The organism is Geobacillus jurassicus NBRC 107829 (assembly GCF_001544315.1).
GTDB lineage: Bacteria > Bacillota > Bacilli > Bacillales > Anoxybacillaceae > Geobacillus > Geobacillus jurassicus.
The window spans coordinates 1-22,487 of the sequence record NZ_BCQG01000054.1; the positions used below are offsets into that span (position 1 = coordinate 1).

The 22,487-nt window shown below is 53.0% G+C and carries 22 protein-coding genes, 1 rRNA gene and 2 riboswitches; of the genes, 18 read left to right on the plus strand and 5 right to left on the minus strand.

Annotation, left to right across the window (positions count from 1 at the left end):
• The 5 genes from GJ1_RS18880 to tsaD all read left to right on the plus strand — a co-directional run.
• A partial coding sequence (locus GJ1_RS18880; protein WP_217994773.1) for a hypothetical protein occupies positions 1 to 219 on the plus strand: 219 nt, incomplete at its 5' end.
• 11 nt (positions 220 to 230) lie between these two features.
• Positions 231 to 689 carry a tRNA (adenosine(37)-N6)-threonylcarbamoyltransferase complex ATPase subunit type 1 TsaE gene (gene tsaE, locus GJ1_RS14120; RefSeq protein ID WP_066233684.1) on the plus strand — a complete coding sequence of 153 codons (459 nt, stop codon included), beginning with the start codon at positions 231 to 233 and terminating at the stop codon, positions 687 to 689.
• Positions 686 to 1,426 (plus strand): tRNA (adenosine(37)-N6)-threonylcarbamoyltransferase complex dimerization subunit type 1 TsaB, encoded by a 741-nt coding sequence (gene tsaB / locus GJ1_RS14125; protein WP_066233686.1) that lies wholly within the window; start codon positions 686 to 688, stop codon positions 1,424 to 1,426. Before tsaE ends, tsaB begins: the two co-directional genes overlap by 4 nt.
• Positions 1,386 to 1,838 (plus strand): ribosomal protein S18-alanine N-acetyltransferase, encoded by a 453-nt coding sequence (rimI, locus tag GJ1_RS14130; RefSeq protein ID WP_066233688.1) that lies wholly within the window; start codon positions 1,386 to 1,388, stop codon positions 1,836 to 1,838. Before tsaB ends, rimI begins: the two co-directional genes overlap by 41 nt.
• Positions 1,835 to 2,851: a tRNA (adenosine(37)-N6)-threonylcarbamoyltransferase complex transferase subunit TsaD gene (tsaD, locus tag GJ1_RS14135; RefSeq protein WP_066233692.1), complete on the plus strand. Its 1,017-nt coding sequence runs from the start codon at positions 1,835 to 1,837 to the stop codon at positions 2,849 to 2,851. Before rimI ends, tsaD begins: the two co-directional genes overlap by 4 nt.
• 556 nt (positions 2,852 to 3,407) lie before the next feature.
• Here the strand turns inward: tsaD and GJ1_RS14145 are convergent.
• The gene (locus tag GJ1_RS14145; protein ID WP_066233695.1) at positions 3,408 to 5,339 is read right to left on the minus strand and encodes an ABC-F family ATP-binding cassette domain-containing protein; all 1,932 of its coding nucleotides are present in this window, start codon (positions 5,337 to 5,339) and stop codon (positions 3,408 to 3,410) included.
• Positions 5,340 to 5,436: 97 nt separating this feature from the next.
• Here GJ1_RS14145 and moaC point away from each other — a divergent pair, with 97 nt between their 5' ends.
• From moaC to tatC, 4 genes are read left to right on the plus strand one after another with little or no spacing between them, the layout of a single operon-like run.
• Positions 5,437 to 5,925 (plus strand): cyclic pyranopterin monophosphate synthase MoaC, encoded by a 489-nt coding sequence (gene moaC, locus GJ1_RS14150; RefSeq protein ID WP_066233731.1) that lies wholly within the window; start codon positions 5,437 to 5,439, stop codon positions 5,923 to 5,925.
• Between the two features lie 15 nt (positions 5,926 to 5,940).
• Positions 5,941 to 6,603, plus strand: coding sequence for a redox-sensing transcriptional repressor Rex (locus tag GJ1_RS14155; protein ID WP_066233698.1), 663 nt, complete (start codon positions 5,941 to 5,943; stop codon positions 6,601 to 6,603).
• Positions 6,600 to 6,752, plus strand: a complete 153-nt coding sequence (tatA, locus tag GJ1_RS14160) for a twin-arginine translocase TatA/TatE family subunit (protein ID WP_044732466.1) — start codon at positions 6,600 to 6,602, stop codon at positions 6,750 to 6,752. Before GJ1_RS14155 ends, tatA begins: the two co-directional genes overlap by 4 nt.
• Before the next feature lie 20 nt (positions 6,753 to 6,772).
• A complete protein-coding gene (tatC, locus tag GJ1_RS14165; RefSeq protein ID WP_066233701.1) occupies positions 6,773 to 7,516 on the plus strand; it encodes a twin-arginine translocase subunit TatC in 744 nt (247 codons plus the stop codon).
• 202 nt (positions 7,517 to 7,718) lie between these two features.
• Here the strand turns inward: tatC and GJ1_RS14170 are convergent, their stop codons facing one another.
• The gene (locus tag GJ1_RS14170) at positions 7,719 to 7,898 is read right to left on the minus strand and encodes a YdiK family protein (protein ID WP_066233706.1); all 180 of its coding nucleotides are present in this window, start codon (positions 7,896 to 7,898) and stop codon (positions 7,719 to 7,721) included.
• Positions 7,895 to 8,629 (minus strand): CPBP family intramembrane glutamic endopeptidase, encoded by a 735-nt coding sequence (locus GJ1_RS14175; protein WP_066233709.1) that lies wholly within the window; start codon positions 8,627 to 8,629, stop codon positions 7,895 to 7,897. Before GJ1_RS14175 ends, GJ1_RS14170 begins: the two co-directional genes overlap by 4 nt.
• Positions 8,630 to 8,984: 355 nt before the next feature.
• Between GJ1_RS14175 and groES the strand changes: the two genes are divergently transcribed.
• Positions 8,985 to 9,269 carry a co-chaperone GroES gene (gene groES, locus GJ1_RS14180; RefSeq protein ID WP_066233711.1) on the plus strand — a complete coding sequence of 95 codons (285 nt, stop codon included), beginning with the start codon at positions 8,985 to 8,987 and terminating at the stop codon, positions 9,267 to 9,269.
• A gap of 106 nt (positions 9,270 to 9,375) precedes the next feature.
• The gene (gene groL / locus GJ1_RS14185; RefSeq protein ID WP_025948797.1) at positions 9,376 to 10,992 is read left to right on the plus strand and encodes a chaperonin GroEL; all 1,617 of its coding nucleotides are present in this window, start codon (positions 9,376 to 9,378) and stop codon (positions 10,990 to 10,992) included.
• A gap of 181 nt (positions 10,993 to 11,173) precedes the next feature.
• Here groL and GJ1_RS14190 read toward each other — a convergent pair whose 3' ends face one another.
• Positions 11,174 to 11,596 carry a hypothetical protein gene (locus GJ1_RS14190; RefSeq protein WP_066233712.1) on the minus strand — a complete coding sequence of 141 codons (423 nt, stop codon included), beginning with the start codon at positions 11,594 to 11,596 and terminating at the stop codon, positions 11,174 to 11,176.
• A 114-nt stretch (positions 11,597 to 11,710) separates the two neighbouring features.
• Here GJ1_RS14190 and fumC point away from each other — a divergent pair, with 114 nt between their 5' ends.
• A complete protein-coding gene (gene fumC / locus GJ1_RS14195; RefSeq protein WP_066233715.1) occupies positions 11,711 to 13,081 on the plus strand; it encodes a class II fumarate hydratase in 1,371 nt (456 codons plus the stop codon).
• Here the strand turns inward: fumC and GJ1_RS19450 are convergent.
• Complete coding sequence (locus tag GJ1_RS19450; RefSeq protein ID WP_245629403.1) at positions 13,032 to 13,370, minus strand: Nramp family divalent metal transporter; 339 nt, start codon at positions 13,368 to 13,370, stop codon at positions 13,032 to 13,034. The two genes, fumC and GJ1_RS19450, sit on opposite strands and share 50 nt — an antisense overlap.
• 128 nt (positions 13,371 to 13,498) lie before the next feature.
• Between GJ1_RS19450 and GJ1_RS14200 the strand changes: the two genes are divergently transcribed.
• The 6 genes from GJ1_RS14200 to GJ1_RS14230 all read left to right on the plus strand — a co-directional run.
• The gene (locus tag GJ1_RS14200; protein ID WP_066233718.1) at positions 13,499 to 14,455 is read left to right on the plus strand and encodes an AAA family ATPase; all 957 of its coding nucleotides are present in this window, start codon (positions 13,499 to 13,501) and stop codon (positions 14,453 to 14,455) included.
• A gap of 5 nt (positions 14,456 to 14,460) precedes the next feature.
• Positions 14,461 to 15,636 (plus strand): DUF58 domain-containing protein, encoded by a 1,176-nt coding sequence (locus GJ1_RS14205; protein ID WP_066233734.1) that lies wholly within the window; start codon positions 14,461 to 14,463, stop codon positions 15,634 to 15,636.
• Positions 15,633 to 17,789 (plus strand): transglutaminase TgpA family protein, encoded by a 2,157-nt coding sequence (locus GJ1_RS14210; protein WP_066233722.1) that lies wholly within the window; start codon positions 15,633 to 15,635, stop codon positions 17,787 to 17,789. The genes GJ1_RS14205 and GJ1_RS14210 overlap by 4 nt, the downstream gene beginning before the upstream one ends.
• A 42-nt stretch (positions 17,790 to 17,831) precedes the next feature.
• Positions 17,832 to 17,933: riboswitch (purine riboswitch) on the plus strand.
• A 61-nt stretch (positions 17,934 to 17,994) separates the two neighbouring features.
• Positions 17,995 to 19,527 (plus strand): glutamine-hydrolyzing GMP synthase, encoded by a 1,533-nt coding sequence (gene guaA, locus GJ1_RS14215; RefSeq protein ID WP_066233725.1) that lies wholly within the window; start codon positions 17,995 to 17,997, stop codon positions 19,525 to 19,527.
• Positions 19,528 to 19,615: 88 nt separating this feature from the next.
• A riboswitch (purine riboswitch) is annotated at positions 19,616 to 19,717 on the plus strand.
• A gap of 96 nt (positions 19,718 to 19,813) precedes the next feature.
• Positions 19,814 to 21,139 (plus strand): NCS2 family permease, encoded by a 1,326-nt coding sequence (locus GJ1_RS14220; protein WP_066233727.1) that lies wholly within the window; start codon positions 19,814 to 19,816, stop codon positions 21,137 to 21,139.
• 671 nt (positions 21,140 to 21,810) lie between these two features.
• Positions 21,811 to 22,487 (plus strand): 16S ribosomal RNA (locus GJ1_RS14230); the annotation flags it as partial.

Genomic DNA, 22,487 nt, shown 5'->3' on the forward strand with positions numbered 1-22,487 from the left:
TTTCACTCACCAGGGAGTCACAACACGCCTCATTCCCTTTTTTTCTTTTTTGGGGCGATTTGCGTAGAGGACGATCTGACAGCGAGCCAAATGGCTATGCGGGATCGTCCTTTTTGTTTTGCTCTTTCCATGCCTGTTTTTCGTTCTGGAAGTAGCGGCATGATGTTCGGATATGGTACAATTTCAAAAGCAAGAGTGGAGGATGATAAAATAGGATAAGGTGGAACGAAATGAAGCAAGTGGAACTTGTGGTACATTCCCCTGAAGAAACGAAAACGGTGGCCCGTCGGTTGGCAGAATATCTTGAGCCGGGAATGGTCATTGCGTTAGAAGGCGATCTCGGGGCGGGAAAGACGACGTTTACAAAAGGTCTTGCTGAAGGACTGGGGATTACGCAAACAGTCAACAGCCCAACGTTTACCATTGTAAAGCAATATGAGGGGCGGTTGCCGCTTTATCATATGGATGTATACCGGCTTGAAGATGAATGGGAAGATCTTGGGTTTGACGAATATTTTGCCGGCGATGGCGTCACGGTTGTCGAATGGGCGCATTTGATCGCCGGCCAGCTACCTAAGGAGCGGCTGACCGTATTCTTGTTTCATCGAGGCGGCGATGAGCGGTTGCTTTGTTTTGAGCCGTCGGGAGAGCGTTATGAACAGTTGTGCAAGGAGATTTTTGCGTCATGAAAGTATTAGGAATTGATACATCGAATATGCCGCTTGGCATTGCTTTGGTGGATGGAGATGTCGTGAAAGGGGAATTCATCACCAACGTTAAAAAAGATCATTCGTCTCGGGCGATGCCAGCGATTGAGTCGCTGCTTCGGCAATGTGGGATTGGCCCAAAAGAGCTCGATTTAATCGTTGTGGCTAAAGGGCCGGGGTCGTATACCGGGGTGCGGATTGGTGTGACGATTGCGAAAACGCTCGCTTGGTCGCTCGGCATTCCGATCGCCGGGGTGTCGAGCCTTGAAGTGCTCGCTGCCAACGGCCGCTATTTTCCTGGAGTGATCGTTCCGCTGTTTGACGCGCGGCGCGGGCACATTTACACCGGGCTTTATCGTTATGAAGGCGGCGCGCTCCGCTGTCTTGAAGAGGACCGAATTGTGGCCGCGGATGAGTGGGCGCGCCGGCTTGGCGAGCGGGGAGAAGATGTATTGTTGATTGGTGCGGATGCACCGCTGTATAGCGAGCTGTTTCGGAGCCATTTAGGCAAACGGGTTCACGTGACCCCGCCGTCTTTGGCGCTGCCGCGTCCAAGCGAGTTGGTGATGCTCGGGAAAGAAAAAGAGCGAGAAAACGCTCATGCGTTTGTGCCCAACTATCTCCGCCTTGCCGAAGCTGAGGCGAAATGGCTCGCGAAACAAAAAGGGGAACGGAACGATGGGGATCGATGTTCAATTTCGTCCAATGATCATTCATGACATTGATGAGGTCGTGCAAGTCGAGCAGGCATCGTTTACTGCGCCTTGGAGCCGCGAGTCGTTTTACAACGAGCTCATGTACAACCGCTATGCCAAATATATTGTCATGGTGCACAACGGTCGGATCATCGGGTATGGCGGGATGTGGCTTGTCATCGATGAGGCGCATGTGACGAATGTGGCCGTACTGCCGCAGTTTCGCGGGCAAAAGCTTGGTGAAGCGCTCATGCGGCGCCTGATGGATATGGCCAGGCAGCACGGGGCGGTGACGATGACGCTTGAGGTGCGCGTGTCCAATCACGTCGCCCAGTCGCTATACCGAAAGCTTGGGTTCCGCAACGGAGGCATTCGCAAACGGTATTATCCGGATAACTTTGAAGATGCGTTAGTCATGTGGGTGAAGCTGAGATGAATGAAGACGTATATGTATTAGGTATTGAAACAAGCTGCGATGAAACAGCGGCAGCGGTCGTGAAAAACGGAAAAAAGATTTTGTCAAATGTGGTGGCGTCGCAAATGGAAAGCCATCGGCGGTTTGGCGGCGTCGTGCCGGAGATTGCTTCTCGCCATCATGTAGAGCAAATTACGCTCGTCATTGAGGAAGCGATGCGGCAGAGCGGCGTGTCGTTTGCGGATCTTGATGCGGTGGCGGTGACGGCCGGACCGGGGCTTGTCGGGGCGCTTCTTGTTGGAGTGAATGCGGCAAAGGCGCTGGCGTTTGCCCATGGGCTGCCGCTGATTGGAGTGCATCATATCGCCGGCCATATTTATGCCAATCAACTTGTGGCCGAGATGAAGTTTCCGCTGTTGGCCCTCGTCGTCTCCGGCGGCCATACGGAGCTTGTCTATATGGAAGGACACGAGACATTTGCGGTCATCGGCGAAACGCGCGATGACGCCGCCGGCGAGGCGTATGACAAGGTGGCGCGGGCTTTAGGCCTCCCGTATCCTGGAGGGCCGCATATCGATCGGCTCGCGCATGAAGGGGAACCGGTGATTGACTTGCCGCGGGCGTGGCTTGAGGAAGGGTCGTACGACTTCAGCTTCAGCGGCTTGAAGTCAGCTGTGCTCAATGCGCTCCATAACGCGAAGCAGCGCGGCGAGGAGATCGATGTGAGACAGATGGCTGCGAGCTTTCAAGAAAGCGTCGTCGATGTGCTGGTGACGAAAACCGTGCAGGCGGCAAAGGAATACCGCGTGCGGCAAGTGTTGCTCGCCGGCGGAGTGGCGGCCAACCATGGATTGCGGGCTGCACTGCAGGACAAGATGAAAAAGGAGCTTCCGAATGTTGAGCTCATCATCCCGCCATTGTCGCTATGCACCGACAATGCGGCGATGATTGCGGCGGCGGGGACGGTGTTGTACCAACAAGGAAAGCGGGCGGACTTGGCACTCAATGCCAATCCAAGCTTGCCGCTTGTCTAGGCGGGTGGCGTTGAAACAAGAAAGACGCTGAGGAATGAGGCTGTCTCAAAAGGGTGGTTTTTCTTTCGATTAAAGCACAACATATTGTTTTTCAGCCGCTGTTTTACGCGTATATACTACGGATAAAAAAGGTGTCCCGATCCTTTTGGGACACCTTCGTCTTTTTTCTAGAAGACCGGTGATTTAACAGGAAATGCGGTGCGACCATGGCATTTTTCAAATTGAGAAACCTTATGAATGTTGCTCTTTTCACTCGAGAACGATCGATTTAAGGGAAACGATTGTTTTTCATCGGCTTTCTACGTTCGACCCTTGAGCAAAAAAACTGTGCATATTTTTATCAACAATCCTGTGGACAATGTGGAAAATCTAAGAAAATACTATCAACACAAGAAAAACAATACACAGCGATTTTCCTGCAAAAGGAACCCATGTTTGTGGATAATGTGGAAAAGTTAGTGAATAACTTATATTATACGGTGGAAATTGTGGATTGTTTTGTGGATAATGTGACTAACATGCTCACAGCCCGCCAAAATTTCAGGCGGGCTGTGAGTTATAGTGAAGCATAAAGCTGTTCCCATTCGGCTAATAACGTTTCGATCCGTTGCTTCCGTTCCTCGTTTTCTTGCGCCAACCGCTGCACCGTTTCATAGTCGCCGTAAACGGATGGGTCGCAAAGCTGCTGTTCGACCTCAGCGATTTGTGCTTCAAGCTCTGCGATCTCAGCTTCGATTTCATCCAAGCGGCGCTGGCGCTGGCGTTGCCGTTTTTTTTCTTCTTTTTCTTGCTCGTACGCCGATTTGACCGAATCGCTGCCGCTGGCTCGTTCCACTGGACGGGCGTTTAGGCGTTCCAGTTCGCGCATTTCTTCTTTTTTGGCGATGTAGTAATCATAGTCGCCTAAGTATTCGGTTAGGCCGTCGCTGGAAAGCTCAAACACCTTCGTTGCGATTCGGTTGATGAAATAGCGGTCGTGGGAAACGAACAAAATCGTTCCCGGGTAGTCGATGAGCGCCTGTTCGAGCACTTCTTTGCTGTCAAGGTCCAAATGGTTGGTTGGTTCGTCCAAAAGGAGGACGTTCGCCTTTTGCAGCATCAATTTGGCGAGCGAAAGGCGCGCCTTTTCTCCGCCGCTTAAGGCAGAGACGGGTTTTAAGACGTCATCGCCGGAAAATAAAAAATTTCCAAGCACCGTGCGGATTTCTTTTTCCGTCTTGTCGGGATAAGCGTCCCACAGTTCGTCAAGCACTCGCTTGTTCGATGTCAACTCGGCTTGATCTTGGTCATAATAGCCGATTTTCACGTTGGCGCCGTAGCGGAGCTCTCCCGCTTGGATCGGGAGCTTTTGGGCGATGGCCTTCAGCAATGTTGACTTGCCGATGCCGTTCGGCCCGACTAAGGCGACGCTTTCACCGCGCGTGATGCGGAAGCTCACTTGGCGGATGACAGGTGCGCCGCCGTGATAGCCAACGGCTACGTTTTCGGCAATCAGCACTTCATGGCCGCTCGGCCACTCGATCGAGAACGAAAAGGAGGCTGATTTTTCATCGCCGACAGGCCGCTCGAGACGCTCCATTTTTTCGAGCTGCTTTCTTCGGCTTTGCGCCCGCTTGGCCGTCGAGGCGCGGGCGATGTTGCGCTGGATGAAGTCTTTGAGTCGGGCAATTTCCTCCTGTTGTTTCTCGTACCGCTTCAGCTCTTGTTTGTACTGCTCCGCCCGCAGCTCCAAATAGCGGCTGTAGTTGCCAGCATAGTGTTTGAGCGTGGCATTCGACAGTTCGTATACGTCGGTGACGATTTTGTCCAAAAAGTAGCGATCGTGGGAAACAACCAGGACGGCACCGGGATAGGCTTGCAAGTACTGCTCCAGCCAGGCGAGCGTCTCAAGATCCAAATGGTTCGTCGGCTCGTCCAAAATCAATAAATCCGGCTTGGACAACAGCAATTTCCCAAGGGCGAGACGCGTCCGCTGTCCGCCGCTTAACGACGAGACCGGCGTTGTTTTATAATCATAGGAAGAAAACTGCAGCCCGTGCAAAACGGATCGGATGTCGGCTTCGTATTGGTAGCCGCCTTGGTCTTTATATTGTTCTTGCAGTTCGTCATACGTTTTGAGTGTTTTTTCATAGCGGGCCGGATCGGCGAGCACATCCGGGTCGCCGAGTTGTCTGCTGAGTTCAGCAAGCTGTTTTTCCATTGAACGGAGCGGCGCAAACACTTCGAGCATCTCATCCCAAATGGAACGCGGCGAGTCGAGCCCGCTGTTTTGCGCCAAGTAGCCGATTTGGATATGGTTTGGTTTGATGATTTCGCCGCTGTCGAAAGACCATTCGCCGGCGATGATTTTCAGCAATGTCGACTTTCCCGCTCCGTTGCGGCCGACGAGAGCGATTCGATCGCGGGACTGTATTTCTAGTTTTATATTCGATAAAATAAGGTCAGCGCCGAAATATTTTGTGAGTCCGCGCACTTGCAATAGGATCATGTCGTGTCACCTCGCGAATAGTTTAACGTAAGTCGCGAAAACGGTCAAAGACAGATGATAGAAAATGGTGTATAGTGTATAAATGGAGGAGATTGTCTTGTCGTCATTCACTCATTTCAATGAACAAGGACGCGCGAAAATGGTCGATATTACGAATAAAGAAGATACGGTGCGAGTGGCCGTAGCGCGAACGAGCGTCACCGTCAATCAAGAGATTTATGAAAAAATGACGAACAACGCCATCGAGAAAGGGGACGTGCTCGCCGTCGCCCAAATAGCGGGGGTGATGGCGGCGAAAAAAACGGCCGATCTCATTCCGATGTGCCATCCGCTGATGTTAAAAGGGGTTGATATTGCGTTTGCTTGGGAAAAGGAAGCGGAGGCGTATAAACTCGTTATCACCGCAACGGTGAAGACGAAAGGGAGCACAGGGGTGGAAATGGAAGCGCTGACGGCTGCTACGGTTTGCGCGTTGACGGTGTATGATATGTGCAAGGCGCTGGATAAAGGAATGGTCATCGGTCCGACGTATTTGGTCGAAAAAATGGGTGGGAAGTCCGGCCATTACCGACGGAAAACCGATTAGCTAGGGGATGAGACTATGGGCAATGAACAACCGAAAATTCCGCAGGCAACCGCCAAGCGGCTGCCGCTTTACTACCGGTTTTTGAAAAACTTGCACGCTTCTGGCAAACAGCGTGTCTCCTCCGCTGAGCTGAGCGAAGCGGTGAAAGTTGATCCGGCGACAATCCGCCGCGATTTTTCCTATTTTGGGGCGCTTGGCAAAAAAGGATACGGGTATAATGTCAATTATTTGTTGTCGTTTTTCCGCCGAACGCTTGAAGAGGATGAGGTGACCGAAGTCGCCTTGTTTGGCGTCGGCAATTTAGGCACGGCCTTTTTAAACTATAATTTTTCCAAAAACAACAATACAAAAATCGTGATGGCCTTTGATGTCGATGAGCGGAAAGTCGGGACGACAGTCGGAGGGGTGCCGGTCTATCATCTCGATGAACTGGAGGAGCGGCTTCACGAAAACATCCCAGTCGCCATTTTAACCGTGCCGGCCGCCGCGGCTCAAGCGCTGACCGACCGCCTTGTCGCGCAAGGAATTAAAGGCATTTTAAACTTTACTCCTGCCCGGTTGAACGTGCCCAATCATATTCGCGTCCATCATATCGACTTGGCCATTGAGCTGCAGTCGCTCGTCTATTTTTTGAAAAACTATCCGACTTCATCGGAAAAAGGAGAGAATCATACGTGAAATATTTGTTGCTCGTTCTTGTTGTTTTGCTGCTGTTTGGCACGAAAAAGCTGCCGGAGTTGGGGCGGTCGTTCGGCCAGTCGCTTCGCGAGTTTAAAGACGCCACAAAAGGGCTCGCTGATGATGAAGAAACGAAAACCGATCGATGACAAGGCAGGATGGGGAAACGATGAATGACAAGGAAATGTCGGTGTATGAGCATTTGGGCGAACTGCGGAAGCGGCTCATCGTCGTGCTCGTCTTTTTTGTTGCGGCGCTTGTCGCCAGTTTCTTTTTTGTCGATGACGTCATTTTGTATTTGCAGCACACGGCCGAGGCGAAGCAGTTGACCATGAACGCCTTTCGCCTTACCGATCCGATTAAAGTGTATTTTCAGTTTGCTTTCGTCATCGCGGCCGTGCTGTCGGCACCGGTGCTGTTGTATCAAATTTGGGCATTTGTCAGCCCCGGCCTGTATGAAAAAGAGCGGAAAGTGACGTTAAGCTATATCCCGGCGTCGATCGTTCTTTTTTTGGCTGGTGTCAGCTTCGCCTATTTCGTCTTGTTTCCGTTTGTCGTTCGGTTTATGAATCAGCTTGCTGACCGGCTCGGGATTCAGCAAATGATCGGCATTAATGAATATTTTCAGTTTTTGCTTCAGCTCGTGCTGCCGTTTGGCATCGTGTTTCAGCTGCCGATCGTCGTGTTGTTTTTCACCCGCTTAGGGCTCATTACCCCAGAGCTTCTCGTGCGCATTCGCAAGTATGCGTACTTGGCGTTGCTTATTTTGGCAGCGGTCATTACGCCGCCGGATGTGCTGTCGCAAGTGATCGTTATGATTCCGCTGACCATTTTGTATGAAGGAAGCATTTGGGTGGCGCGCATCGGCTATCGGAAAGCGCAGCGGGCAGCTGAGCGGGAAGGAAGCGAGTGAGGCGGGACGAAAAGAGCGACCGCTGAGAGAGGAAAGCAGGCAATCGGCAAGGCCATGGGCCAAAACGAAGGGGCTGTTCCGGAAGAGCAAAGAACGGGCTTTTTGAGGCTGCCTCTTGCTTTTTGGCTTCCACTTTCTACTCATTGCGCTCAACAAACCGGTCATGTTAAATCCCCCTCCCGTTCGGATGAAGGGAGGGGGATCAGCGTTTCGGGGCGAAAAGAAGGCGAAGGGCGGTGCCGAAATCAAAAGCGGCGAGCGCCGCTAAAGCGATGGTGGAAACGTTCCAAACCGTTTCGTGGGCGCTTTCGATGGCCAAATATGTAAACAGTGAACCTAAAACGAAATACGGGAGCGAAAACAGCCGCGGGCGGCGCATCATAGCCAAACCCTCCAAACGGCCAGCGGCAGTTCAGCCTGGCGCATCATTTTCTCAAGCTCGTCGGCCAACAGCGTCTGCATGGCGACGACGAACGTATTCATGGCGACATGCGCAAAAATCGGCACGAAAATGCGCCCGGTTTTCGCGTATAAAAAAGCAAATACCATCCCCATGGATGTGTACAAAAGCAAATGCTCCGGCTCCATATGGACAATGGCAAACAGAAGCGAACTTACAAGCGCCGCAGGCCAAAAGTTGTATTTTTCATACAACGAGCCGAAAATGATTTTCCGGAAGATGAGCTCTTCCAAAATCGGCCCGATGACGGAAGTGACGATGACTAACAGCGGCGTCAGGCGGATGATGTCGATGATTTGCCTTGTATTTTCCGACCCCGGTTCGATGCCGAGCAGGCGCCATTCGATATTGGCGGTGATGCTTTGCGCCGCGAGCGCCATAAAAACGCCGGAGATCGCCCACATCCATGAAGAAGCGAGCGGCAGCCGCCGCATCGTTCGTTCGTCGCGGTCGCCGCGGAGCAGCCATAGGATCACGACAAACGCAAGCAGAAAGCTGATGACCGCCCAATACCCGGAAGCCAGCTTGGCGGCTTCGACACGGCTTTCCGCCCCTTGGCCGACGCCGAGGGCGCGAAGAAGCGGAACGCCGACAAAGGCGGACAGCTGCATGACGATGTACGTGATGATGATGTACCAGTAATTGCGTTTCAAACCCTCTACCCCTTTTTCAAAATTATATCCGTATTGTAGCACATGTAGGGAGGAAATAGTAAGGAAAGTGCGCCTCGAAGCCCCCTGCCGCCGTTGTAAAAAAATTGGCCGGAGCTGTTTATCGACTTTGGAAATGTGCAATAATGAAAAAGGGCTCCGCAAGACAAGAAGCTTAAGACAAAGCCGGCCGGCTTATGCTGCCCGTTCTTCTCTCAGAAGAGAAAAATAGTTATTTTTTTGCATTTCCTACTTGCAAAACGGAAAGAAGTTCATTAATATTATAAGTGTGTTAGCACTCAATAAAGATGAGTGCTAATAAGAACGGCGAAAACTATCGTTAAGGAGGTCGTTTCCCGTGTTGAAGCCATTAGGCGATCGCATTGTCATTGAAGTCGTGGAAACAGAAGAAAAAACGGCTAGCGGCATCGTGTTGCCGGATACGGCGAAAGAAAAACCGCAAGAAGGCCGCGTTGTCGCTGTCGGTACAGGCCGCGTGCTCGATAACGGCCAACGCATCGCGCCGGAAGTCGAAGTCGGCGACCGCATCATCTTCTCGAAATATGCGGGCACAGAAGTGAAATACGACGGCAAAGAATACTTAATCTTGCGCGAAAGCGACATTTTGGCTGTTGTTCGCTAATATATGCGCTGATCACATAAATATTCCGGAAACATACTTAGACGGTTATGCTTCATACTTAACTTGACTGTAGCACGTCATTCAATTCATAAGGAGGTAACGGGGTATGGCAAAACAAATCAAGTTCAGCGAAGAAGCGCGCCGTGCGATGTTGCGCGGGGTGGACAAACTCGCAGACGCAGTCAAAGTCACATTAGGTCCGAAAGGCCGCAACGTCGTATTGGAGAAAAAATTCGGTTCGCCGCTCATCACGAATGACGGGGTAACAATCGCGAAAGAAATCGAACTTGAAGATCCGTTTGAAAACATGGGCGCGAAACTTGTCGCTGAAGTCGCCAGCAAAACGAACGACATCGCTGGGGACGGTACAACAACCGCTACCGTATTAGCGCAAGCCATGATCCGTGAAGGCTTGAAAAACGTGGCTGCTGGTGCCAACCCGATGGGCATCCGCCGCGGGATTGAAAAAGCGGTTGCGGTTGCTGTTGAAGAATTAAAAGCCATCTCCAAACCGATCAAAGGGAAAGAGTCGATCGCCCAAGTGGCTGCGATTTCGGCTGCTGATGAAGAAGTCGGCCAATTGATCGCTGAAGCGATGGAACGCGTCGGCAATGACGGCGTCATCACGCTTGAAGAATCGAAAGGCTTCACGACGGAACTCGACGTTGTCGAAGGGATGCAATTCGACCGCGGTTACGTTTCGCCGTACATGATTACGGATACGGAAAAAATGGAAGCTGTTCTGGAAAATCCGTACATCTTGATTACGGACAAAAAAGTATCGAGCATCCAAGAGCTGTTGCCTGTTCTTGAGCAAGTAGTGCAACAAGGCCGTCCGCTCTTGATCATTGCTGAAGATGTCGAAGGCGAAGCACTCGCGACGCTTGTTGTCAACAAACTGCGCGGCACGTTCAATGCAGTTGCCGTCAAAGCGCCTGGCTTCGGCGATCGCCGCAAAGCGATGCTCGAAGACATCGCGATTTTAACAGGCGGCGAAGTCATCTCGGAAGAGCTTGGCCGTGAATTGAAATCGACAACGATCGCTTCGCTCGGCCGTGCGTCGAAAGTAGTCGTTACGAAAGAAACGACGACGATCGTCGAAGGCGCTGGCGATTCGGATCGCATCAAAGCGCGCATCAACCAAATCCGTGCGCAGCTTGAAGAAACGACTTCGGAATTCGACCGCGAAAAACTGCAAGAACGCTTGGCGAAATTGGCTGGCGGCGTAGCAGTCATCAAAGTCGGCGCAGCGACAGAAACGGAATTGAAAGAACGCAAACTGCGCATTGAAGACGCGCTCAACTCGACTCGTGCGGCTGTTGAAGAAGGCATTGTCGCCGGCGGTGGTACGGCATTGATGAACGTTTACAACAAAGTTGCTGCCATCGAAGCGGAAGGCGATGAAGCAACCGGCGTGAAAATCGTATTGCGCGCGATCGAAGAACCGGTTCGTCAAATCGCGCAAAACGCTGGTCTGGAAGGCTCGATCATCGTTGAGCGTCTGAAAAACGAAAAACCGGGCATTGGTTTCAACGCGGCAACGGGTGAATGGGTCGACATGATCGAAGCTGGCATCGTTGACCCGACGAAAGTCACTCGTTCGGCGCTGCAAAACGCTGCATCTGTCGCCGCAATGGTCTTGACGACAGAAGCGGTCGTTGCCGACAAACCGGAAGAAAACAAAGGCAACAACAACATGCCGGATATGGGCGGCATGATGTAATCCGCCTAGCGAAACAAAGAACACTGGGAGCGATCCCGGTGTTCTTTTTCTTTTTGTCTGTACATTGTCACAAATGGATCGGCTGAAGCTCGTCCTTTACGGCTGCCGTTAAGGTGGAGTCCAAGTCGTTGTTCTCCTAGTATAGCGAATTTTTGTTGCACATATTCCCTTGTGCTGCTTGTTATTGCACCTCAATCAAAAACGCATAGATCGCATCCCCTTCTTTCCAAGAGGCGTGAATCGCATAAATGTATGTCCCTTGCTTTTCCGAAAGGGTGATGGTCTTGTTTTGCACTGGATGCCAGTCGGCGTCGTTGCCGTTCCATCTGTCGGCTTCGAGCGCTGATGGACGATAATTAAATTGAACATGCAGTTTCGCCCCCGGGACGGCAGGGTGAGGCTTCAGTTTTTTGACGAGCAACGGTGGGGCAGCAGCATCAGCGACGACTCCGCGGCCGCCTGTCGACCACGTGTATGTTCCGAGGCGGTAGTCGATCGTCTCGCCATCGACGGTCAACAACGGTTGCGGTGGCTCGATATCGCCGAATGAACAGCCAGAAAGCCATAGAAGCAGAATAAAAGCCCAACCCCATCGTTTCCTCATGGAAAATCCCCATTCCCTTATTTAGACGTCTTTTCTGCAGATTTGTTGCGTTTATCCGCCCGGAAATGGGAATAAAAACATAATGGAGACGTCTAAACAAAGGAGGACAACGCGATGAATGAACGGATTGAACGCGATTCGCTTGGGGAGGTGCGGGTGCCGGCCGACAAGTATTGGGGGGCGCAGACGGAGCGAAGCCGGAAAAACTTCCGGATCGGTACGGAAAAAATGCCCTTGGAATTGATTTATGCGTATGCTGAGCTGAAAAAGGCGGCGGCCATCGTCAACTATCAAACCGGGAAGTTGAGCGAAGCGAAGCAGCGGGCTATTGTGGCCGCGTGCGAGGAAATTTTGGCCGGCAAGTGGGATGAGCATTTTCCGCTCGTCGTCTGGCAGACGGGAAGCGGGACGCAAACGAATATGAACGTAAACGAGGTCGTGGCGAGACGGGCGAACGAGCTGCTGGCTGACGGGGAAGGGCGCATTCACCCGAACGATGATGTCAACATGTCGCAAAGCTCAAACGACACGTTCCCTACGGTGATGCATATCGCTATTTACCAAAAGATCCAAACGCATTTGTTGCCGGCGCTTGACGGCTTGATTCAAACGTTGGAAGTCAAAGAGCGCCAATACAAGAACACGATCAAAATCGGGCGCACGCACTTGCAAGATGCGACGCCGCTCACGTTCGGGCAAGAAATTTCCGGCTGGCGGACGATGCTTGAAAAAAGCAAAGCGATGATCGTGGAAGCGAGCGAGAAGCTGCTCGATTTGGCGATCGGCGGCACGGCGGTCGGCACGGGGTTGAATGCGCCACTGGCGTTTGGCGAACAGGTGGCCAAGCAGCTGCAAACGCAAACGGGCTACCCGTTCCGCTCAGCGGCAAACAAATTCCACGCGCTGACCAGCCATGACGAGATCGTTTACGTCCACGGAGCATTGAAAGCGCTGGCAGCCGATTTGATGAAAATCGCCAACGATGTGCGCTGGCTGGCGAGTGGGCCGCGCTCCGGGCTCGGGGAAATCGTAATTCCGGCCAATGAGCCGGGCAGCTCGATCATGCCGGGCAAAGTGAATCCGACGCAAAGCGAAGCGATGACGATGGTTGCGGTGCAAGTGTTCGGCAATGACGCCACGATTGGCTTTGCGGCGAGCCAAGGCAACTTTCAGTTGAACGTGTTCAAGCCGGTCATCGCCTATAACGCCATTCAGTCGGTGCAACTGCTCGGCGATGCCATCCGCTCGTTTGATGAACGGTGCGCCCAAGGGATGGAAGTGAATGAAGCGAAGATGAAAGAATACGTGGAGCGGTCGCTCATGCTCGTGACGGCGTTGAGCCCGCATATCGGCTACGACCGGGCGGCGGAAATCGCCAAGCTCGCCCATCGCGAAGGGTTGACGCTGAAAGAAGCGGCGTTAAAAACTGGATATGTCACCGCCGAGCAGTACGAGGAATGGGTAAGGCCGGAGAAGATGATTTAAATGGGAAAGCGCCCGTCCGAAGGCAGGACGAGCGCTTTTTCTTAAACAAACAAATGTCGCAGTTCGTTGACTGCCAATATGGCAAACTCGTTTTTCCGCTTAACAGATGCCAACGACCGCCCCCTTCGTTCAATACAAATTTAAACACGGCTCCGACGATGATCGCCCACATGAACACAAGGCCGTAGTTCGTTCCAGCGACAAGAGCGGCGACCAAGTCCCCGGCGCCGACCCCGGTGGCAGCGACGATTAGCCTAGGGACGATCATTGTCCATTTTGACTTCCCCATTTTTCTCCTCCCCTTTGTTGCAAATGTATTCCAAAAGTTATGTACATTCGATATTATAGTAATAGAAAAAATAAGTTGGAGTCTACCTCTAAAAGACCCATTAATCACCACAAAAGGAGTCTGATGTCATGCCGATCGACGAAGTGTTGCTTCCCCCGCTGGAACAAGTCGTCCGCAATATCGAACGAGTCATTGTCGGAAAACGCAATGTCATTGTGCTTAGTTTAACGGCGCTGCTGGCGAAAGGCCACGTGCTGCTTGAAGATGTGCCCGGCGTCGGCAAAACGATGCTCGTGCGCGCGCTAGCGAAGTCGTTCAGTGCCGAGTTGAAACGGATTCAATTTACGCCGGATTTGCTGCCGAGCGATGTGATCGGCGTTTCCGTCTATAACCCAAAAGAACGGCAGTTTGAGTACAAGCCCGGCCCGATTGTCGCCCATATCGTGTTGGCTGATGAGATTAACCGGACGTCGCCGAAAACGCAGTCGGCGCTTCTTGAAGCCATGGAGGAAGGAAATGTGACGGTGGATGGTGTCACGCGGGCGTTGCCGCAGCCGTTTTTTGTGATGGCTACGCAAAACCCGATTGAATATGAAGGAACCTACCCTCTCCCTGAGGCACAGTTGGATCGGTTTTTACTGAAGCTGAGAATGGGCTATCCTTCCGCCGAGGAAGAAGTCGATATGCTTTCCCGCTTGGAACACTCCTCTCCCCTTGAAGACATCGCCCCAGTCATGACCGTTGAGGAGCTGCGTTCGTTGCAGCGGAAAGCGGCGGATGTGCATGTGAGCGATACGGTGAAGCGGTATATCGTCGAGCTTGTCCAGCAAAGCCGTCAGCATGAAGCGGTCTATTTAGGCGTCAGCCCGCGCGGATCAGTCGCATTGATGAAAGCGGCGCAGGCGTACGCGTTCATCCATGGCCGCGATTTTGTCATCCCCGATGATGTGCAGCAGCTCGCTCCTTATGTGCTCGCCCACCGTCTGCTCATTCGTCCGGAAGCCAAATGGGACAAGCTCGATGCCGAAACGGTCATCGGGCAGCTCATTGCCCGCACGCCGGTACCAGTGCAAGGGCGGCGATAAAAGTGATGAAGACGAAACAAATAGGGAGGGGGCATCGCTGGTTGGCTCTCTCCGGATTGTTGCTTTTAGCCGCTATCTTGTTTTCGTATGCCATGTTTCAGGGTGGGTTTGTCAGTTGGTTTTTGTTTTACGGTTTTTTGCCGTTCGGTTTGTATGCGCTCGTGGTCGCAATGTACCCGCTTCGACGCGCTGTGGTGAGCCGAACGGTGCCGGCGCGGCGTTATCATGCAGGTGAACCGATTCCGGTGACGACACGCATCGAGTTGCCGTGGCCGATTCCGCTCGCCGCGCTCGTTGTTTCTGGGGAAGAACCGCGGCAAGGAGGCGCGATGCTCGCTTGGTCGTTTCGGCGCCGCCTTTCTTGTACGTGGTCGCTTTCCTTGCCGCGCGGCCGGCATCAATTAGAATCGGTGCGCTTAGAAGCACGCGATGTATTCGGCTGGGTGAACAAGGCGGAATCGTTTCCTGCCCCGTGCACCGTCATTGTTTATCCTCGTTATCTCGAGTGGACGACGGAGATCGTTCGCGAATGGTTTGCCCAAGGAAAAGCCGCGCGACCGCTTGCCTACCGCCGCGATATGGCGGTGGCGGCCGGCGCCCGCGAGTACGTGCCTGGGGATAAAATGTCGTGGGTGCATTGGAAAGCGTCAGCGCGCAGGCAGGAGCTGATGACAAAAGAATTTGACGAGCAGCGCAATGACGATTGGATCGTTGTGCTCGACGGCGCCGCGTCTCCATGGTTTGAGGAGCTTGTCACGTTAGCGGCTTCCGTATCGAAGGCATTGATCGATGAGGAGGTGCCGGTAGGGCTGCTCTTTGCTGGGAAAGAGCGTTCTTTCTTAACGCCGCGCCGCCATGATGAACAGTGGCAGTCGCTTCTTCTCCGCTTGGCGGAAGTGAATGCCGGCGGCGAGGAGCTGCTCGCTCGTGTTCTCGCCGAGGAAACGAACTGGAGAACGGCTGCCGGGTGCATTGTTGTCACATCTATATTGTCTATGCCGCTTGTAGAGCAGCTGCGCGCGATGGCATCTAAACGCCATATTGTGCTGTACGTCGTCAGCGGCGAATGGGGAGACGAACAGAGGAATTGGGCGGACGGGCTTCGCCGCAGCGGGGTGTACGTATCGCGCATTGACCCGCAGGCGTTGCACATCGTCCGGCAAGGAGGAGGAGATGGATGAGGCCGTTAGGGGCAAACTTGTTATCCACCGTGCTGCCTAACGTTCTAGCCGCTTGGCTGCTCACCGAGTGGCTTTGGCCGTTGGAAGATGTCACCGATACCGCGCATATCGGGGTGTTTGTGTCATTTGTTGCCCTTTGTTTCGTACTGTATTTGTTCCGCCTTCCTGTATGGCTTTCCGCGTTGGGGAAAATCGTTTATATATGTTGGGCGCTCTTTCGGCTGTTTCCGTTCGATTCGATCATCGCTTTGCCTCAAGATCTTTGGCGGGACAGCCTCGTCTGGCTGTTGGGCGATCGATCTTCGATGCCGAGCGATGCGCTGCGCACCTTTGTCTTTTTTCTGTTGTTATGGGCTGTTTCGTTCGTGCTGCGTTGGCTCATTGTGTTGCGAAACCGGTGGTTGATCCCATATGCGCTGACCGTATGTTATGTCGCTGTGCTCGATACGTTTATGCCATACAGCGGAAAGAGAGCGATCATCCGCCTCGTCGCGCTCGGTTTTTTCGCCTTCGTTTGGCTGCATGGCGAGCGGCTGCGGTCGAACGTGCCGTCTTTTCGCATCGGAAAGTGGCGGGCGGCCGCTCTATTCATTCCCGCCGTCGCTCTTGCGGCTGGATATGCCGGACCGAAGCTGCCGCCGCAATGGCCGGATCCGGTGGCGTTTCTTCACAGCTATGCCGCCGGCCCGGAAGAGACGAGCGATGACCAGCCTGCCCCCGGTGTGAAAAAAATCGGCTACGGGCAAAACGATTCGCGTCTCGGCGGACCGTTTATTGCCGACGATACGGTGGTGTTCATCGCTAAAGACAAAGGGCGCCATTATTGGCGCGTCGAAACGAAAGACATTTACACGGGCAAAGGATGGGAGGAATTTCCGAGCGAGCAAGTCCGTTCGTTTGAAAACGGGGAGACGATCGGGCATGAATGGTGGAGCGATAAAGTCAAGACGGTCGAGCAGACGGCGGAAATCAATCGCCAAGATCAGGCGTTTCATCTCATCTATCCGCTTGGTTTGCGGCAGGTGCAAACGTCTGAACCGATCGTTTACCGCATGCATATGGCGACGGAAAAAATCTACACGACCGACGAGGAGGCCAATGCGCTCCCCATCCGCCGGTACACGTTGACGTACTTGGAGCCGGACTTTCCGATTGCGGCGCTGCGCGCCGCGCCTCCGGTCCAAGACCCGCCCTTTTTGAAACGTTATACGCAGCTGCCCGAGACGCTTCCGCAGCGGGTGCGCGATTTGGCCAAACAAATTACGGATGGAGAAAAAACGATATACGATAAAGTGAAAGCCATCGAGCAATACTTCCATCTGAACGGATACACGTACGAAACGACGGACGTTGCCGTTCCGGGAGTCAACCAAGATTACGTCGATCAATTTTTGTTTGAAACGAAACGAGGATATTGCGATAACTTTTCCACCTCAATGGTAGTGCTCGTGCGCTCACTCGGCATTCCCGCGCGCTGGGTGAAAGGCTATACGCCGGGGCGGCTTGTTGGGGAGCAAGATGGGCAAGAGCTTTATGAAGTGCGCAACAATGACGCTCATTCGTGGGTTGAAGTGTATTTTGAAGGCATCGGCTGGGTGCCGTTTGAGCCGACGCGAGGGTTTGTCAACCCGTATGCGTTTTCGCTTCCTGCTTCGAACGAAGAGAAACAAGCGCCGCAGCCGGAAGAACAAGAAGCGCCGCGAGTGCCGCTGGAACAACTGATTGAACGGTCTTCTCCGGAACAAGACAGCCATTGGTGGGAGAAGTTCGGCGACGTTTGGTCGTGGAACATCCTGTTGGTGGCGTCAGCGGTGTTGGCTGCGTTCGGCGGTGCGGCCTATGCGACAAGGAGGAAATGGTGGCCGCGCCTTACGCTCCTTCGATTCCGCCGCCGGAAACTCGATGAGGCCGCCTGGCTCGTTTTGGCGTACGGGGCGCTTCTTCGCCATTTGCAAGATTATGGACTGAAGCGGCAGCCGCATGAAACGCTGCGCCAATACGCCGCCGAGGTGGATCGTTTGTTTGAAACAGATGAAATGAAGCGGTTGACGAAACTATACGAATGCGCCGTGTACGGAACAGGAGTCAAGGAGGGCAATGTCCGCGAAGCGGTGCAATTGTGGGAAAATTTAATAAAAAGGACGATCTCTTGACCGTCTGCTGGCAAGTTGATAGAATGAACTCAAATTTGCATACGAAATGGGACGAAAGCCCTTCATATAAGCGCAAGAATATGGCTTGCGCGTCTCTACCGGGCCGCCGTAAACGGCCTGACTATGAAGGCAGAAGACGCTGCTATTCTGCCTTCATCAACGTTTTGGGCAATGGCAGCGTTATTTTTTTGACGGGGTGGAGAACATGAATCAAGAAATGATCGTCGTCTTGGACTTTGGGAGTCAATACAACCAGCTGATCACCCGCCGCATTCGCGAATTCGGCGTTTACAGCGAGCTGCACCCGCACACAATCCGCGCGGAGGAAATTCACGCATTGAACGCGAAGGGAATCATTTTCTCTGGCGGTCCGAACAGCGTGTATGATGAACAAGCGTTTACGTGCGATCCAGCGATTTTTGAGCTTGGGTTGCCGATTTTAGGGATTTGCTACGGGATGCAGCTCATGGCGCATCATTTAGGAGGAAAAGTGGAAAAAGCGACGCACCGTGAATACGGCAAAGCGCTCATTCAAGTCAAAAACGACTCATTGCTCTTTCATGGGTTGCCGGACGAGCAAGTCGTTTGGATGAGCCACGGTGACTTAGTGACCGCCCCGCCATCCGGCTTTACCGTTGATGCGACGAGTCCTTCCTGCCCGATCGCCGCGATGAGCGACGAACGCCGGAAATGGTACGGGGTGCAATTCCACCCGGAAGTGCGCCACTCTGTATACGGCAATGATCTATTGAAGAAATTTGTCTTTGATGTATGCGGCTGCCGGGGCGACTGGACGATGGAAAACTTCATTGAAGAACAAGTGCGCCGCATTCGCGAACAAGTGGGCGGGAAAAAAGTGCTGTGCGCGTTAAGCGGTGGGGTGGACTCATCGGTTGCTGCTGTGCTCGTGCATCGCGCGATCGGTGACCAGCTGACCTGCATTTTTGTCGACCACGGCTTGTTGCGCAAAGGTGAAGCGGAGAGCGTCATGAAGACGTTCCGTGAGCGATTCCAGATGAATGTCATCAAAGTCGATGCAAAAGACCGCTTTTTGGCGAAACTAAAAGGAGTCACCGACCCGGAACAAAAGCGGAAAATCATCGGCAACGAATTTATTTATGTGTTTGACGATGAAGCGGCGAAACTTGAAGGCATCGAATTTTTAGTGCAAGGCACGCTCTATACCGACATTATCGAAAGCGGCACAGCGACGGCGCAAACGATCAAGTCGCACCATAACGTCGGCGGCCTGCCGGAAGATATGAAATTTGAACTGATTGAACCGCTCAATACGCTGTTTAAAGATGAAGTGCGCGCGCTCGGCACGCAGCTGGGGATCCCGGATGAAATCGTCTGGCGTCAGCCGTTCCCGGGGCCAGGGCTTGGCATCCGCGTTCTTGGTGAAGTGACAGAGGAAAAGCTTGAAATTGTCCGCGAATCGGATGCGATTTTGCGGGAAGAAATCAAAAATGCGGGGCTGGATCGCGAGATTTGGCAATATTTCACCGTTCTTCCCGACATCCGCAGCGTCGGGGTGATGGGCGATGCCCGCACGTACGACTATACGGTCGCCATTCGTGCGGTGACGTCGGTCGACGGGATGACCGCCGACTGGGCTCGCATTCCGTGGGATGTGCTCGAACGCATTTCGACCCGCATCGTCAACGAAGTGCCGCACGTCAACCGCGTCGTTTACGATATTACGAGCAAACCGCCGGCAACGATCGAGTGGGAATAAAAACGAACAAAAGACGGACATTTACAAAGAAATGTTCGTCTTTTTTCTTGACAGGTCATCTTCAGGTTGATACAATAGCGGTGGAAACATGAATATTGTCGAATTCCGTCGTATAATCCCGGGAATATGGCTCGGGAGTTTCTACCAAGCTACCGTAAATAGCTTGACTACGAGGGATGCAGGATAGAGAGCGCTTGTTTGTCTTCTCTCTGTTCGTCATTCCTTCCTAGTCAACGCTTCTGGTAGCGGCAGAAGCGTTTTTATTTTATTGTCAGGGGGGACAGACGTGAGAAAATATTTTCAATTTGATGAGCTCGGCACCAATTACCGGACAGAGATTATCGCTGGGCTGACAACGTTTTTGTCGATGGCGTATATTTTGTTTGTCAATCCCTTTACCTTGTCGCTCGGCGCTGTGAAAGATTTTCCTGATGAACTGCGCATTGACCAAGGGGCGGTGTTTGTCGCTACCGCCTTGGCGGCGGCGTACGGATCGATTTTGATGGGAGTGCTCGCCCGATACCCGATCGCTTTGGCTCCCGGAATGGGGCTAAACGCTTTCTTCGCCTTTACGGTTGTGCTGCACATGGGCATTCCGTGGCAAACAGCGCTGGCAGGAGTGTTTGTTTCCGGCATCATCTTTACGATTTTATCGCTCACCGGCATTCGGGAAAAAATTATCGATGCCATCCCGGTTGAACTGAAATATGCAGTCAGCGCTGGAATTGGGCTGTTCATCACGTTCATCGGCTTGCAAAACGCCGGCATTATTGTCAATAACGACGCGACGTTAGTCGGATTGAGCGATTTGAAAGATGGCAATACCTTGCTGGCGATTTTCGGGCTGGTCGTCACCGTCATTTTCATGGTGCGAAAAGTGAACGGCGGCGTCTTTTACGGCATGGTCATTACCGCGATTGTCGGCATGATCTTCGGTTTGATCAAAGTGCCGCATCAAATTGTCGGCGCCATTCCGGACATTTCGCCGACGTTCGGCGTCGCGATCAAACATTTGCCGGACATTTTCTCGCTGAAAATGCTCGGCGTCGTACTGACGTTTTTCATCGTCGACTTTTTCGATGCGACAGGGACATTGCTGGCGGTTGCCAATCAGGCGGGGCTGCTCAAAAACAACAAACTGCCGCGCGCCGGCAAAGCGTTGCTCGTTGACGCGACCGCGGTCATGGTCGGGGCGGTATTTGGCACATCGACAACGACATCGTACATCGAATCGTCGGCCGGCGTCGCCGCCGGAGGGCGCTCTGGGTTTTCGGCGGTTGTGACGGGGATTTTATTCTTGCTGGCGTTGTTCTTTTCGCCGCTCTTGAGCGTCATTACCGCGCCGGTCACCGCGCCAGCCTTGATTATCGTCGGGGTGTTGATGGCATCGTCTATCGGTGAGATTGACTGGAAGAAGTTCGAAGTCGCCGTGCCGGCGTTCTTCACGCTCATCACCATGCCGCTTTCCTACAGCATCGCCACCGGCATCGCCGTCGGCTTCATCTTCTATCCGATCACGATGATTTTAAAAGGCCGCGGCAAAGACGTGCATCCGCTGTTGTATGTGCTGTTTGTCGTCTTTATCTGTTACTTCGTCTTTTTGCGAGAATAGGGAGGATAAGAGGACTGTTCCTAAGGCGGGTTTGCCGGTCTTGGGAACAGTCTTTTTTTCATGTCCGTCAAGAAAATTTTTGCGAACGGGAGACACGTTTGGCTTGATGTGCTATAAGTTGAAGGGAGGAGGCGGTTTTGATTTGAAAGAAAAAATCTTGAATGAACAGTTGACACATCAAAACAGAGGTGCTATATTAATAAAGCCGCTTCGGTGCGGCGAAAAAAGCAAAAAATGTGTTGACAAAAACAAAAAAAGGTGATATATTATAAGGGTCGCTTTCGATGGGGGTAAATTCCTCGGGCGAAGAAAGGATAGATAGATCGTTCCTTGAAAACTGAACGAAACGAAGCGCAATAGAAAAGTTGAGGCGCCGTAATTTCGCCTAAAGGCAGCCCGCATCCTGCGGGCAATGGCGAAATATCGCCATCCTGGCGATCTCGAAGCCAAATGTTCTTCACCCTTGGTGGTGCTTGCACCCCGAGGTAGAAGGTGATTTGGCAGAAGAGAGCTAGGCGCCGAAGCTGGACAATGCGAAAAGCTGAGGCCGCTCGCTTATCGACGAAACGCGCTGAGAGGCCTGCGAGGAGGCTGTTGCCGCCACAGCAGGACTCGAAGCGTCGCGAGTCGATAGCGGCCGAAGCTGGACAATCCGAAAAGCCAATCAACTTTCTTTGGAGAGTTTGATCCTGGCTCAGGACGAACGCTGGCGGCGTGCCTAATACATGCAAGTCGAGCGGACCGGATCGGAGCTTGCTCTGGTTTGGTCAGCGGCGGACGGGTGAGTAACACGTGGGCAACCTGCCCGCAAGACCGGGATAACTCCGGGAAACCGGAGCTAATACCGGATAACACCGAAGACCGCATGGTCTTTGGTTGAAAGGCGGCGCAAGCTGCCACTTGCGGATGGGCCCGCGGCGCATTAGCTAGTTGGTGAGGTAACGGCTCACCAAGGCGACGATGCGTAGCCGGCCTGAGAGGGTGACCGGCCACACTGGGACTGAGACACGGCCCAGACTCCTACGGGAGGCAGCAGTAGGGAATCTTCCGCAATGGGCGAAAGCCTGACGGAGCGACGCCGCGTGAGCGAAGAAGGCCTTCGGGTCGTAAAGCTCTGTTGTGAGGGACGAAGGAGCGCCGTTCGAAGAGGGCGGTGCGGTGACGGTACCTCACGAGGAAGCCCCGGCTAACTACGTGCCAGCAGCCGCGGTAATACGTAGGGGGCGAGCGTTGTCCGGAATTATTGGGCGTAAAGCGCGCGCAGGCGGTTCCTTAAGTCTGATGTGAAAGCCCACGGCTCAACCGTGGAGGGTCATTGGAAACTGGGGGACTTGAGTGCAGGAGAGGG